Source organism: Streptomyces sp. NPDC043176 (assembly GCF_056436715.1).
Window position 1 is genome coordinate 118009 of sequence record NZ_JBWKCA010000010.1, and the last position, 13834, is coordinate 131842.

Genomic DNA, 13834 nt, shown 5'->3' on the forward strand with positions numbered 1-13834 from the left:
GGGGGTCTGAAAGGAGGACGCGGCCATGACGACCGCAAGGGAAATCATGCACACCGGTGCGAGCTGCGTGCAGGAGAACGAGACCCTGATGGACGCCGCACGGCGGATGAGTGAACTCGACGTCGGGGCGCTGCCCATCTGCGGGCCGGACAACAGGCTCCACGGCATCATCACCGACCGGGACATCGTGGTGAAGTGCCTCGCCAAGGGCAAGGACCCCCACCACATGACGGCCGGACTCCTCGCTCAGGGCAAGCCGATCACGGTCGACGCGGACGCCGACAGCGAGCAGGTGCTCCGCACCATGCAGGACCACCGCATCCGCCGCGTACCCGTGATCGACGACCACCGCCTGGTCGGCATGATCAGCGAGGCGGACCTGGCGAAGCACCTGCCGGAGGAACGGGTGGGCCACTTCGTCGAGGAGATCTGCCGCTGACAGCGCCGGAGCCGTGGCGCCATGGGCCGGTCGGTCCGGGTGCGACCCGTTCGGCCCCGTCGGACAGCCCCCTTGGACGCTGCGCCGCATGACCTCTGCGGGCGGACGATGGGGTTACGGAATCGGACCGGTCCCATGACCCGGTACACCGCCCGTCCGCACCGACTCGGGTCCAAGACGACCGTCCTGGGGCCCCGAAACGAGGAGCAGAACAATGGCCGGAGGCAAGGTGGAACGCAGGCACAGCCTCTTCCCCGACTTCAACGACTGGTTCAACCGGGAGTTCCCGGGGCTGCCCGGTTGGCGGCCCGCGACGGCTGCTCACTCCATTCCCGTGGAGGTGTCCAGCGACGCCGCCGGGTACGTGCTGCGGGCCGAACTGCCCGGAATGGACCCGGACGACTTCACCATCACCGTCGACGACAACCTGATCACGTTGAGCGCGGAGCACAGCGAGAGCGAGGAGGACAAGGAGCACTCGGAGTTCCGCTACGGATCGTTCCGCCGGACCGTACGTCTCCCGGCCACGATCCCGGCCGACGACGTCGAGGCGTCATACGCGGACGGCATCCTCACCCTCCGGGTCCCGGTGCCCGAGGAGGAGAGCAGCGCCCCACGCACCATCCCGGTGAAGCGAGGCGGTACCCCACCCGAAAAATCCACGTCGTGAACCCCGAGCGGGCCCTGGTCGCCCACGGCGGCAGGCACGGCGCGACTCCGCCCGGAGGTGCGACATGGACCACCACAAGCGCTCGGAGCCGCGACTCACGCCGTCCGGACCGGGACCTGGCGGCCGCGCCGCACTGATCCTCGTCCTGATGGCCGCCCTGATCTGCGGTGCCGTGGCCGCCGGGAGCTTGTGGAACAGCGGAGCCAAGGCCGACCGTGAACTCGCCTCCCACCGTCACCAGGTGAAGGCGACCACCACCGGACCGGCCAAGGACGGGCCCGCCGCCGCCCGGTACGGCGCGAAGCCGCAGGCCGTCGCACCCGCAGTCTGGGAACAGCCCGACCACGTCCGTCGATCCGGCACCGTCCACGTCCCGCCCCGGACGCCCCGGGGCCGCACGGTGACGATCTGGGTGGACGACACCGGTACCCCCGCCCGCCCACCGGGCAGCGCCGTCGACCGCGCGCTCACCTCTCTTTCGGGCGGGAGCGTCGCCGCGGCCTCCGTCGGAGCGATCGGGGCCGGCACTCTCCTCCTCGTACGACGGCAGACCGAAGCACGTCGGCTCGTGGCCTGGGAGCAGGAGTGGGAACGGGTCGAACCCGTGTGGTCCGGTCGGCTCCGCCGGGGGAGTGCCCCGGGGACCGACGATGACTGACCGCGCCGCCACGGAGCGGGCCGCCGCACCCACCGAGGCGCTGCCCTTCGACCCCAGCGAGCCCCTGCCCAGGCTGCGCCGGGAACTCGCCACCGGACCGGACGGGCTGTCCGCCCGCGAGGCCGCTCGCCGCCTCGCGGTCCACGGGCCCAACGAGGTGCGGTGCAAGGCCCGCTCCTCCTTCGTGCGGGAGCTGGTCGGGCAGATGGTCCACCCCCTCGCCCTGCTGCTCTGGGCCGCCGCCGCACTGGCCTTCGTCGCGGATCTCGGGGTGCTCGGCTGGGCGATCCTGGCGGTCATCGCCGTCAACGCGGCCTTCGCGCTGCTCCAGGAACGGCAGGCCGAACGGGCGGTGGAGACCCTCGCGCGCTACCTGCCCGAGCACGCCCTCGCCGTCCGTGACGGCCGACCCCTCACCGTGGAGGCCCGCGACCTGGTGCCGGGGGACGTGATCCTCTTGGAAGAGGGCGACAAGGTCCCTGCCGACGCGCGCGTCACCGAAGGCGGAGTGGAAGTCGATCTGTCGATGCTCACGGGGGAGTCCCTCCCCGCCGAACGCATGGCTGCGGCCGGTCTCCTCGGCGCCCCGCTGCTGGAGGAGCCGAACCTCGTCTTCAGCGGGACGACCTGTGTCGAGGGACAGGCTCGGGCCATCGTGTTCGCCACCGGCAACCACACCGAGCTCGGCCGGATCGCCGCCCTCAGCCAGCGGACCCGGCGCGAGGCCAGCCCGTTGGAACGACAGGTCAGGAAGGTCGCCTGGCTCATCGCCGGCGTCGCCACCGGCATGGGGGCCGTGTTCCTCATCCTGGGGGTGGCCGTCGGACTGCCGGTGACCGACTCCCTCATGTTCGCCATCGGGCTCCTCGTCGCCAATGTCCCCGAGGGTCTGCTTCCGACCATCACGCTGGCCCTCGCCGTGGGCGTCCGTGCGCTGGCCCGCGAGGGTGCCCTGGTGAAACGACTCAGCGCCGTGGAGACGCTCGGCTCCACGAACGTCATCTGCACGGACAAGACCGGCACGCTGACCCGCAACCGCATGCGCCTGAGAGCCCTCTGGACCGCGGGGCACGGAGCGGAACCCGGACCCTGGGCACAGGAGCTGGTGCGGGCGAGCGCTCTGTGCACCACCGTCACCCGCGAGGAGGAGGGCGAGCTGCACGGCGATCCGACCGAGGCCGCCCTCGTCACCGGAGCCGCCGACCACGGGGCCCCGGTGGACCTCGCCCGGCGCGACGCGGAACGGCGGGGACTGTTCCGCTTCGATCCGCGGCTGCGGCTGATGTCGGTCGTGCAGGAAGACGAGGCGACGCGTCACCTGCGGATCGTCGCCAAGGGAGCGCCTGAAGCGGTCCTGGCACGCGTCCTTCCCGGCTCCGCCACGGACGCCGCTCGCGCGGCGGCGGAGGAACTGGCCCGGGGCGGCATGCGGGTCCTCGCCGTCGCCGCGCGCGACCTGCCGCCGGGCGCTCGGCCGCCGGCACAACGCCCGGACGCCGAATCGGGACTGACGCTGCTCGGTCTGGTCGGGCTGTACGACCCGCCGCGCCCCGAGGTGGCGGAGGCCGTCCGCCGCTGCCACGAGGCTGGGATCCGGGTCCACGTCGTGACGGGGGACAGCGGAGCCACCGCCGCGGCCGTCGCCCGGGAGGTGGGCATCGGAGTCCCCAGCCTGCACGTGGTCGCGGCTTCCGAGTCGCTGGGCGACGACGAGCTCGACCGGCTGCTCGTGGAGGGCCACGACGAGATCGTCTTCGCCCGCTCCTCGCCCGAGACGAAACTCAAGGTGGCCGACACTCTGCGGGACCATGGCCGGATCGTCGCCATGACAGGCGACGGCGTCAACGACGCCCCCGCACTGCACCGTGCCCACATCGGGGTGGCCATGGGGCGCTCCGGCACCGACGTGGCCCGCGAGGCCGCCACCATGGTCCTCACCGACGACGACTTCGCCACCATCGTGACCGCCGTCGAGTCCGGGCGCCGCGTCTACGACAACGTCCGCAAGTTCATCGTCTACATCTTCGCCCACGCCACCCCGGAGATCGTGCCCTTCCTCGTCTTCGCGCTCTCCGCCGGCGCCGTCCCGCTTCCGCTCACCGTCCTGCAGATCCTCGCCATCGACCTCGGCACCGAGACCCTGCCCGCCCTCGCCCTCGGCCGGGAGCGCTCCGAGCCCGGCATCATGCAGCGGCCGCCCCGGCCACGGCACCAGGGCGTGATCTCCCGCGACATGCTCGTCCGCAGCTGGGGGTACCTGGGCCTGGTCTCGGCGGCCCTCGTCATGGCCGGCTACTTCTACGTGCTCTGGCGCGCGGGCTGGCGTCCGGGCGATCCCACGGGCACGGGCAGCCCCCTGCACCACGCCTACGTGACGGCCACCACGGCCACCTTCGCCGGCATCGTCACCTGCCAGGTCGGTACGGCCTTCGCGGCCCGCACCGACCACGCGGCACTCCGCGACATCGGGGTGTTCTCGAATCCGCTGCTGCTCGCCGGCATCGCCTTCGAGCTCGCGTTCACCGCCGCCCTCGTCTACGCGCCCCCGCTCCAGCGCCTCTTCGGCACGGCTGCCCTGCCCCTGGACGTCATCCTGCTCGTCGCGACCTTCCCGGTCCTGGTGTGGGGCACGGACGAGCTGCGGCGCGCCAGGCGGCGCCGTCAGCGCGCGGCACCCCTGTCCGGCTCGTGACCACCCTGGTCGAGGCGGAAGGGCGGATAGGTGTCCGTCATGAGGCTCGCGTAGGCGGCGACGCGCAGGACCCAGCGGTTCAGCCCGACGATCAGGGCGAACAGGTCGCGCGGATACCGGTCGGTGAAGGCCACGGCGAAGCCCGCGATGAGGGTCAGCAGGGTGATCAGGCCGCCGCTCCACCAGCCGGCGCGCATGCCGCCGGTGAAGAAGGCGATCACCAGGTAGTGGGGGATGGCGAGCAGCCACCACTTGACCAGGACCATTGAGCGGGAGAGCCGCTCCGGGTAGGCGATGTCGAGCCGGGCCGGGTAGTCGGGCTCGGGGCCCAGGCTGAAAGGCGGGTAGCGGTCGGTGCCGAGTGCGCCGTACGAGTAGTACGACACGCGCCAGGACCAGCGGAGCACGCCGAGGTTGAAGTCGAACAGGCCGCGCGGGAAGCGCTCGGTGAACAGGATGGCGAAGAACGCGATCACCGTCACGACGAGGAAGGCGATCCAGAGGAAGAACAGCACGATCCAGTGGGGGATCACCAGGATCCATTTGACCAGCCACAGCCAGCGGGACAGCCGACTGTCGAGTTCGGCCGTCACCGTCACGGGAGCATGCGAGGTGCCGGGAATGCTCATGATCGTCCCTCCTTCGGCAGGTCGTCGTCCTCGTACGTGAGCCGGTCGACGACCCCCACGACACCGTCGACGCTGTTGCAGAGCCTGAGGAGCACCGGCACGAGGCTCCGGCGCCGTACCGTGCCGCTGAGCGTGACCCGGCCGTCCGCCACCTCGACCGACAGGGCGGACGGGCTCAGCCCCAGGGTGTGGGTGACCACGTCCTCGACGATCTCCCCCTGGATCGCACGGTCCCTGCGCAGAAAAAGCTGTACAAGGTCGCTGCGGCTGAGGACGCCCACGAGCTGCCCTTCGGCGTCGACCACGGGCAGGCGCTTGACCCCGGCCCGGTCCATCACACGGGCGGCCCGCACCACGCTCCACTCGGGCCGGGCGACGACGGCGGGGCTCGACATGAGCGCGCCTGCCGTGTCGAGCACGGCCCCTGCGGCACGGCGGCGTACCAGGTCCGCCTCCGAGACCACGCCCAGAGGCCGGTTCGACTCGTCCACCACGCACACCGCGGTGATGTCGAACTCGTCCAGGAGCCGGGCGATCTCCTTGAACGTCGTGCCTGGGACGACGCTGACCGCCGTGGGCGTCATCAGATCCGCGACGCTGCGGTGCCTCATCGGCCGTCACCTTCCCAAGCCTGTGCCTGGATCCGGTGTCGTACGACTGCGGTCAAGGCCGCCAGCCGCGCTGATACCGCAGGCAGCGGTGGCACTGGATGTTCGATGCTCCTGGCCTCTTCCGGCAGCGCCGCGACGTCGGCCTCGAAGCGGGCCTGGGCGGCGGCCAAGGTGTCGGGCGGCTCCGTACGCAGACCGTGGCGCATCACGGTCCGCAGCAGGGGCTCCGTACCCTCGGGAGACTCCTCCTTCACCAGGCCGATGACGTCCCGCAGGCCGGGACCGCGGAAGACCTGCTTCGGAGCCGGCGCCGTCACCTTCGCCGAGGAGAGCTTCATGACGGGCCGCCCGTCGTACTCGACCAGTTTGTACGCCGCGTCCATGTACGGCGCGTCGGCGGCCGTGCCGACCTTCGTCCCCACGGCGAACACGTCGATCGGCGCCCCCTTCCGCACGAGCCGGGCGACGCCGTATTCGTCCAGACCGCCGCTCGCGATGATCTGCACGTCCCCCAGGCCCGCCTCGTCGAGGGCCGCGCGGGCCCGGTGAGCCAGCGCGCCCAGGTCTCCGCTGTCGAGGCGTATCCCGCACCCCGGGCCCAGTCCGAGGTCCCTGAGCACGCGTGCCGCCGTCGCGACACCACGGCCTGTGTCGAAGGTGTCGACCAGGAAGGTCACCGGGCCGGGATGGGTGCGGGCGAAGGCCCGGAACGCCTGCTCCTCGGAGGCGAAGGCCTCGATGTACGAGTGAGCCATCGTGCCGACGGCAGGGATGCCGTACCGGTGGGCGGCGGCGACGTTGCTGGTGCCGGCGAAGCCGACGAGCGCGCAGAGGCGGGCCGCCTGCATGCCTGCCTCGGGGCCGTGTGTGCGGCGCAGGGAGAAGTCCACGAGGGGCCGCCCGGCGGCAGCGAGAACGCACCGCGCCGCCTTGGACGCGACGGCCGTCTGATGGCAGAGGAGCCACAGCAGGTACGTCTCCACGAGCTGGGCCTGTGGCAGCGGCGCGGTGACCTCCAGGAGCGGCTCACCGGCGAGGACCAGCCGGCCTTCGGGCACGGCGCGGACCTGCCCGTCGAACGACAGCCCGTGCAGCGGTTCGAGGTCCTCGACCGGCCGCCGCAGCGTCTCGGCGAACTCTTTGACGTCGGTGCCGCCCACCCGGAAGCGGGAGAGGTGGTCGAGGGCCGGTTCCAGCCCTGCGGCGACGAGGAACCCGCGGCCCGGCGGTAGGTCACGGACGAAGAGGCTGAAGGTGGCAGGGGCCCGCATGTCCTCCCGCGGGTACGAGAGCGCCATCGTGACCTCGTACAGGTCGGTGGCGGTCACCTCGGACATGGCTACGTCCGGCCCTCGGCGGTGAGTTCGCACCGTACGTCCACCACGCCCTCGACCCCGCGGGCAAGCCGGGCGGCGAGCGGGATGAGCGTGCTGTCGCGGACCTCGCCGGACAACGTCACGACTCCGGCGTCGACACGGACCTCGACCCGGCGGTGAGAGAGCGGGAACAGGTGCTCGACGACGTCGTGGCGTACTTCGGCGGCGAGGTGCTCGTCCGGGCGGAGGAAGACCTTGAGGAGGTCGGACCGGCTCACGATCCCCTGGATGACGCCGCTCGCGTCGACGACCGGTAGCCGTTTCACGCGATGGGCGGCCATGAGGCGTGCGGCCTGGGGCAGGGACGCACCAGGAGCGACGGTGACGGCGGGCGAGGTCATCAGGTCTTCGGCCCGGCGAGAACCCGCCTTGGCCGTGGCGTCGAGACGCCGCATCTGTTCCATGAGACCGAGGCGGTGGTCGTGGAACTCCTCCTTGAGGAGCAGATCGGCCTCGGAGACCACGCCGACGACGCGGCCCTCGCCCTCGACGACCGGTACGGCGGTGACCTTCCACCGCTCCATGGCGGCGACGATCTCCTTGAACTCCGCGCCGGGCCGGACGGCGACGACCTTCTTGGTCATCATATCGGCGACGGTGAACGGCTGGGGTGCCATCGCTCTTTCCTTACCTGAGGAGTCGGCGTGCCGATGCTGCCGCAGGGACCCGCCCGGATCCGATGATCCGGAAGCGGTCGGCACGCTGTCGCTAGCGGAAGGTACGCGGGTCCACGCAGAACCGGACCGGGCGAGCCGGCCCGCCGCAGGAGCTGGTCCCGCCGACTCCGAAGGGAGTTCGTCCAGCTGCATGCTCATGGTGTGCCTCCAGCCCTTCCTCCACAGACTTCCGCGTGGCGGCGGCCACAGGGAGGGCCGCACAGGTCACACCCGGGGGCCGAAGGACCCCGTCACCGGACCAGGACGGCCTCGCCCGAGCGGGGCACGACGGCCGTCCAGCCCAGTTCGCGGTCGATGCGGTCGCGCAACGCCTGGGACGCGGCCGGTTCGCCGTGGACGAGGTAGGTGGTGTGCGGGGCGGGGGCGCCGCGCAGCCAGTCGATGATCTGGTCGGCGTCGGCGTGTGCCGAGAAGTGGGGAACGTCGGCGACCTCGGCGCGTACGGGCACGTACTCACCGAACATCTTCAGCACGCGGGCGCCGTCCACCAGGTCCCGTGCCCGGGTGCCGGCCGCGGCGAAGCCGACCACGACGACCGCGTTGCGCGGGTCGGGGAGCAGCCGGTGCAGGTGGTGCAGGACACGGCCGCCGGTGGCCATGCCGGCCGAGGAGACGATGACGGCGGGGCCGCCGACCTCGTTGATCTCGATGGATTCCTGGACGGTCCGCGCGGCGAGGAACGGCTCCGGGCTCAGCGCGGCGGCTCCCTCGGCGAGGATCTCCGGCCGCAGCTCGGGGGAGCGCTCGCGTACCGCGTCTCGGTAGACGTCGAGGGTGGCCAGGGCCATGGGGCTGTCCACGTACACGGGCACCGGCCGGGGCAGGACGCCCGTCTCGCGCAGCAGGGTCAGTTCGTGCAGGACGACCTCGGTGCGGTCGATGGCGAAGGCGGGGATGACGACGGTGCCGTTCCGGGCGAGGGTCCGGGCGATCACGGCGGCGAACTCCGATCGGGCGGACTCCTGGTCGTGGCGGCGGTCGCCGTACGTGGACTCCACCAGCAGCACGTCGGCGTCGGAGAAGGGCTCGGGCGGCAGCAGCAGCGGGTGTCCGGGCCGTCCCAGGTCCCCGGACACGGCCAGGGTGTGCCCGTCCTCCAGCGTCAGGTGCGCCCAGGCCGACCCCAGGATGTGCCCGCCGTGGCGCAGCGTCAGCCGTGTGCTGGCCATGACCTCCACGTCCTCGCCGACCGGGACCGGGTCGAAGAAGGACAGCGTCTTCTCCACGTCGGAGTCGTCGTACAGCGGCTTGGCGGGACGGTGCTTGGACCAGCCGTGCTCGTCGGCGTGCCGGGCGGCCTCCATCTGGAGACGGGCGCTGTCGCGCAGCACGATCCCGGCGAGCCGGGCCGTGTGAGCGCTGGTGAGGATCGGTCCTCGAAAGCCCTGCCGGACCAGGCGCGGCAGGTAGCCGCAGTGGTCCAGGTGGGCATGGGTGACGACCACGGCGTCGATGTCCGCGGCGTCGCGGGCGAACCGCTCCCAGTTGCGGCGCCGCAAGGTCGCGAAACCCTGGAAGAGACCGCAGTCGAGGAGGATCCGAGCATGGTCGCTCTCGACCAGGAACTTGCTTCCGGTGACCGTCCCCACACCCCCCAGGAAACTGAGCAGGGCGGGTCGCGGAGCGGTGGGGGCGGCGTGCGGGGCTGCCTCGGACATGGTCAGCCCTCCTTCGGAGTGGACCGTCTCCACCCTCGCATCCGGACAGGCCGGGTCCGGAGGGTCCGAGCGGCCCCATTCGAGGGCCGACCGGCTCATGCGCCGCTGGAGGGTTCCCGGGAGCCTGGTGGACGAGGACCGCAGCGCCGTGCGACAGGAAGCAGGTGGACACCATGAAGGCACTCGTCTTCCATGGGCCGGGTCGGATCGCCTGGCAGGACGTGCCCGACCCGGGCATCGAGGACCCCGCCGACGCGATCGTCCGGGTCGACGTCGTCACCATCTGCGGCACGGACCTGCACATCCTCAAGGGGGACGTGCCGGAGGTGACGCCCGGCCGGGTCCTCGGACACGAGGCGGTGGGCACCGTGGTCGAGACCGGAAGCGACGTCCGCACGGTGCGACCGGGAGACCGCGTCCTGGTCTCCTGCATCTCCGCGTGCGGCAGGTGCCGCTTCTGCCGGGAGAACCGTTACGGGCAGTGCCGTGGCGGAGGCGGCTGGATCCTCGGCCACACCGTCGACGGCACCCAGGCCGAGTACGTCCGCGTGCCCTTCGCCGACCTGTCCGTCCACCCGCTGCCGGATACCGTCGAAGGCTCCGACGCGGTCCTGCTCGCCGACATCTTCCCCACGTCCTACGAGGTCGGAGTCCTGAACGGCGCCGTGCGACCCGCCGACACGGTGGTCGTCGTCGGTGCGGGCCCCATCGGTCTCGCCGCCATCGTTACGGCCGGCTTCTACAGTCCGGGCCGGATCGTCGCCGTCGACCTGGCCGAGTCGCGGCTGGCCGCCGCCCGTGCCCTCGGCGCGGACGCCACCGTGAACGCGGAAGAAGACCCGGAACAGCTGGTCGCGGATCTGACCGAAGGCCTCGGCGCCGACGTCGTCATGGAGGCCGTCGGCGTTCCGGAGGCGTTCGAGATGTGCACCCGGATGGTCCGCCCCGGCGGCAGGGTCGCCAACATCGGAGTCCACGGCAAGCCGGCGGTCCTCCACCTCGAAGACCTGTGGATCAGGGACGTCACGATCACCACCGGCCTGGTGGACACCTCGTCCACGCCCATGCTGCTGCGCATGATGGCCGCCGGGCGGCTGCCGTCGGCGGAACTGGTCACCCATCGGTTCGAGCTGGGGCAGATGGAGGAGGCGTACGAGGTCTTCGGCCGGGCGGCCGAGACCGGCGCCTTGAAGGTCGCGCTGGGCGGCCCGCAACACACGGCCGTCAGCCTCCCCGACGCGTCGGTGGACTGATGAACGGCCGAGACCCGGGTTCTCGGCCGCCGGCGGGTGTCGTCCTCGACACCGACGGCGTACTGCTCGACTCCGCCGTCGTGCACGCGGCGGCGTGGAAGACCGCGTTCGACGCCTGCCTCGAACGACTGGCGCCCGACAGTGGGACACAGCCGCCCTTCGACGCGGACGCCGAGTACCGCCGGCTCGTCGACGGCAGGTCCCGGTACGACGGCGCCGCGGCCTTCCTCACCGCCCGCGGCCTCCACCTCCCGAAGGGAGGACCGCACGACGCCCCCGGCTGCGGCACGGTCTGGGGCGTCGCCGCACACAAGGAACAAGCTTTCGTCGATCTGCTTCGTACGGAAGGCGTCACGGCCTTCGCCGACGTCCGGCCCGCTCTCGCGGCTCTGCGCGCGGCGGGCGTGGCGTGCGCCGCAGTGTCCGCCTCGCGGCACGCCCGAGCCCTGATCCGTGCCGCGGGGCTCGCCGGTCTCCTCGCGGAGATCGTGGACGGCGAGGACGCCGCCCGGCTCGGCCTCGCCGGCAAGCCGGACCCCGCGCTCTTCCTTCGGGCGGCTGCCCTTCTCGGCAGCTACCCGGGAGAGACCGCGGTCGCCGAGGACGCACTCGCCGGAGTCCAGGCGGCGCGTCGCGGCGGTTTCGGTCTCGTCGTCGGAGTCGATCGCACCCCGTCTCGGCGCACCACCGACCTCCTACGAAAGCAGGGCGCCGACCTGGTGGTCCCCGATCTCACGACGCTGGTCCGGAGCGTGTGGGGTGGGAGCGGATGACCGCCGACTGGACGTGGGGGTACGACCGTTACGACCCGGGGCGCGAGGCGCTGGTCGAAGCGCTCTGCACGCTCGGCAACGGCCGGTTCGCCACCCGGGGCTCCGCTCCCGAGTGTCCTGCCGGAGGCCCGCACTATCCGGGGACCTACCTGGCCGGCTGCTACGACCGGCGCACCTCGGTCGTCGCCGGCGAGCGGGTCGACAACGAGGACCTCGTCAACCTTCCGAACTGGACGCTGCTGCACTACCGCCGCCTGCCGACCGACGGGCCGCCCGGCGACTGGCTGACGCCCGACTCCGGGGAGCTGCGCCACTACGACGTCCGTCTCGACCTGCGCGCGGGTGTGCTCACCCGACGCCTGTTCTTCGAGGACGCCGCCGGGCGGGGCCTGCGCGTCAGCCACATCCGCGTCGTGCACATGGGGAACTCCGGCCTTGCGGCCCAGCGCACCCTGTTCCGCGCCTACGGCTGGAGCGGCTCCGTCGAGGTGCGGTCAGTCCTCGACGGCTCCGTCACCAACGCCGGAGTGGAACGCTACCGGCACCTTGACGGGCGTCATCTGACGGACCACCGGGCCGGGTTCGAGCCCGACGGCGTCGCCTGGATCTCCTGCCGTACCGTCGATCCGGGCATCAGGATTGCCATGGCCGTGCGCACGGTCGCCTGCCCCGCACGGCCCGCGTGGGAGGCGGCCACCGGGGCCGGCACCACGCAGACGTACCACCTGCCGGTCGGTCCCGGCCGCTCCGCGATGGTCGTGAAGACTCTGGCACTGCACACCTCGACGGACTGGCCGGCCGTCGACCCGCTCTCCGCGGCCACCGAAGCGATCGCCCACGCTCCCGCGTTCCCGCGGCTGCTCTCCGCCCACAAGGCGGCCTGGCTGCGCGTCTGGGAACAGGGCGAGTTGCACGTGCCCGGGGAAGCGGGCCGCATCCTGCGGCTGCACGTGTTCCACCTGCTGCAGACGCTCTCGCCGCACACGGCGGGCCTCGACGTGGGCGTGCCCGCCCGAGGGCTGCACGGGGAGGCGTACCGGGGGCACGTCTTCTGGGACGAGCTCTTCGTCCTGCCCTATCTCGATCTCCACTTCCCCGAGGTGGCCCGGGCGCTGCTCATGTACCGGCACCGTCGACTGCCGGCCGCCCGCGAGGCAGCCCGGCTCGCCGGTCAGCACGGGGCCATGTACCCCTGGCAGAGCGCGAGTTCGGGCCGGGAGGAGACCCAGGCCCTGCACCTCAACCCGCGTTCGGGCCGCTGGCTGGCCGACCACTCACGGCTCCAGCGCCATGTGGGCTCGGCCGTCGCGTACAACGTCTGGCGGCACGCGCAGGCGACCGGCGACCGCGGATTCCTCCACTCCGCAGGCGCGGAGATCCTCCTGGAGGTCGCCCGCTACTGGGCCGGCGCCGCCACGTTCGACCCGGCAATCGGCCGCTACCGCATCCGCGGAGTCGTGGGACCCGACGAGTACCATGACGCCTACCCCGATGCCACGACCCCGGGGATCGACGACAACGCCTACACCAACGCGACCGCCGCCTGGGTGCTCGCCCGCGGCCTCGACCTGCTCGGTGAACTGCCCGGGGCCCGCCGCTCGGAACTCTCGGAACGGCTCTCCCTGGACGAGGACGAGATCGCCCGCTGGGAGGGTGTCTCCCGACGCCTGTACGTGCCGTTCCACCAGGGCGTGGTGAGCCAGTTCGAGGGATACGGCGAGCTGGCGGAACTCGACTGGGAGGCGTATCGCGCCCGCTACGGCGACATCCGCCGCCTCGACCGGATCCTGGAGGCCGAGGGCGACACGGTCAACCGCTACCAGGCGTCGAAGCAGGCCGACACCCTCATGCTCGGTTACCTCTTCCGGCCCGATGAGCTTCACGGCTTGTTCGGCCGGCTCGGTTACGCGCTGGACGACGAGGTGTGGCGGGCGACCGTCTCGTACTACCTGCGGCGCACCAGTCACGGATCGACGCTCAGCAGCCTCGTCCACGGGTGGGTGCTCGCCCGGCAGAAGGGCGCCGACGCCTGGCGGTACTGTGAGGAGGCCCTGCTCGCCGACGTGGCCGACGTCCAGGGAGGGACGACCGGCGAGGGCATCCACCTCGGCGCGATGGCCGGCACGGTCGACCTCGTTGAACGCGGGATCACCGGCCTGGAGACGGGCCCGGAGGGCCTTCGCGTGGCTCCGGTGCCGCTGGCGGAGATCCCCAGGTTCGCCTTCACCCTGTGCGTCGGCCGTCATCGAGGAGTACGCCTGCGGATGCTTCCCGGTCGGCTGGCCGTCCGGGTACCCGCCTCGCCCGCGGGCCCGCTCGCCGTCGTCCTCCCCGGCGACCGGAGAGTCACTGTCGCACCCGGCCAGGAGCGTTGGTTCCGGCTGTGAGAAGCGGCTCC

At 71.9% G+C, this 13834-nt stretch carries 12 protein-coding genes; 7 read left to right on the forward strand and 5 right to left on the reverse strand.

Annotated elements, in window-relative coordinates; genetic code table 11:
* The first annotated feature begins 25 nt into the window (after positions 1 to 25).
* The 4 genes from AC067A_RS18590 to AC067A_RS18605 all read left to right on the forward strand — a co-directional run bounded on the left by AC067A_RS18590 (position 26) and on the right by AC067A_RS18605 (position 4459).
* The gene (locus AC067A_RS18590) at positions 26 to 439 is read left to right on the forward strand and encodes a CBS domain-containing protein (RefSeq protein WP_030690711.1); all 414 of its coding nucleotides are present in this window, start codon (positions 26 to 28) and stop codon (positions 437 to 439) included.
* 214 nt (positions 440 to 653) lie between these two features.
* Entirely contained in the window at positions 654 to 1109 is a 456-nt protein-coding gene (locus tag AC067A_RS18595) for an Hsp20/alpha crystallin family protein (RefSeq protein WP_479243536.1), read from the forward strand.
* A gap of 64 nt (positions 1110 to 1173) precedes the next feature.
* Positions 1174 to 1767: an Rv1733c family protein gene (locus tag AC067A_RS18600; protein ID WP_479243537.1), complete on the forward strand. Its 594-nt coding sequence runs from the start codon at positions 1174 to 1176 to the stop codon at positions 1765 to 1767.
* A complete protein-coding gene (locus AC067A_RS18605; RefSeq protein ID WP_479243538.1) occupies positions 1760 to 4459 on the forward strand; it encodes a cation-translocating P-type ATPase in 2700 nt (899 codons plus the stop codon). The genes AC067A_RS18600 and AC067A_RS18605 overlap by 8 nt, the downstream gene beginning before the upstream one ends.
* Here AC067A_RS18605 and AC067A_RS18610 read toward each other — a convergent pair.
* The 5 genes from AC067A_RS18610 to AC067A_RS18630 form a co-directional block, all read right to left on the reverse strand.
* Entirely contained in the window at positions 4429 to 5088 is a 660-nt protein-coding gene (locus tag AC067A_RS18610) for a DUF4389 domain-containing protein (protein ID WP_479243539.1), read from the reverse strand. The genes AC067A_RS18605 and AC067A_RS18610 overlap by 31 nt on opposite strands.
* Entirely contained in the window at positions 5085 to 5699 is a 615-nt protein-coding gene (locus AC067A_RS18615) for a CBS domain-containing protein (protein ID WP_479243540.1), read from the reverse strand. Before AC067A_RS18615 ends, AC067A_RS18610 begins: the two co-directional genes overlap by 4 nt.
* A complete protein-coding gene (locus tag AC067A_RS18620) occupies positions 5696 to 7036 on the reverse strand; it encodes a nicotinate phosphoribosyltransferase (RefSeq protein ID WP_479243541.1) in 1341 nt (446 codons plus the stop codon). Before AC067A_RS18620 ends, AC067A_RS18615 begins: the two co-directional genes overlap by 4 nt.
* Positions 7037 to 7038: 2 nt before the next feature.
* Positions 7039 to 7692, reverse strand: coding sequence for a CBS domain-containing protein (locus AC067A_RS18625; protein ID WP_479243542.1), 654 nt, complete (start codon positions 7690 to 7692; stop codon positions 7039 to 7041).
* Between the two features lie 290 nt (positions 7693 to 7982).
* Complete coding sequence (locus AC067A_RS18630) at positions 7983 to 9410, reverse strand: MBL fold metallo-hydrolase RNA specificity domain-containing protein (RefSeq protein ID WP_479243543.1); 1428 nt, start codon at positions 9408 to 9410, stop codon at positions 7983 to 7985.
* 173 nt (positions 9411 to 9583) lie between these two features.
* Here AC067A_RS18630 and AC067A_RS18635 point away from each other — a divergent pair, with 173 nt between their 5' ends.
* The 3 genes from AC067A_RS18635 to AC067A_RS18645 are packed head-to-tail and all read left to right on the forward strand — an operon-like array spanning position 9584 to position 13823.
* Positions 9584 to 10663 (forward strand): zinc-dependent alcohol dehydrogenase family protein, encoded by a 1080-nt coding sequence (locus tag AC067A_RS18635; protein WP_479243544.1) that lies wholly within the window; start codon positions 9584 to 9586, stop codon positions 10661 to 10663.
* Complete coding sequence (locus tag AC067A_RS18640) at positions 10663 to 11436, forward strand: HAD family hydrolase (RefSeq protein WP_479243545.1); 774 nt, start codon at positions 10663 to 10665, stop codon at positions 11434 to 11436. Before AC067A_RS18635 ends, AC067A_RS18640 begins: the two co-directional genes overlap by 1 nt.
* A complete protein-coding gene (locus tag AC067A_RS18645; protein ID WP_479243546.1) occupies positions 11433 to 13823 on the forward strand; it encodes a glycoside hydrolase family 65 protein in 2391 nt (796 codons plus the stop codon). The genes AC067A_RS18640 and AC067A_RS18645 overlap by 4 nt, the downstream gene beginning before the upstream one ends.
* Positions 13824 to 13834 lie beyond the last annotated feature (11 nt).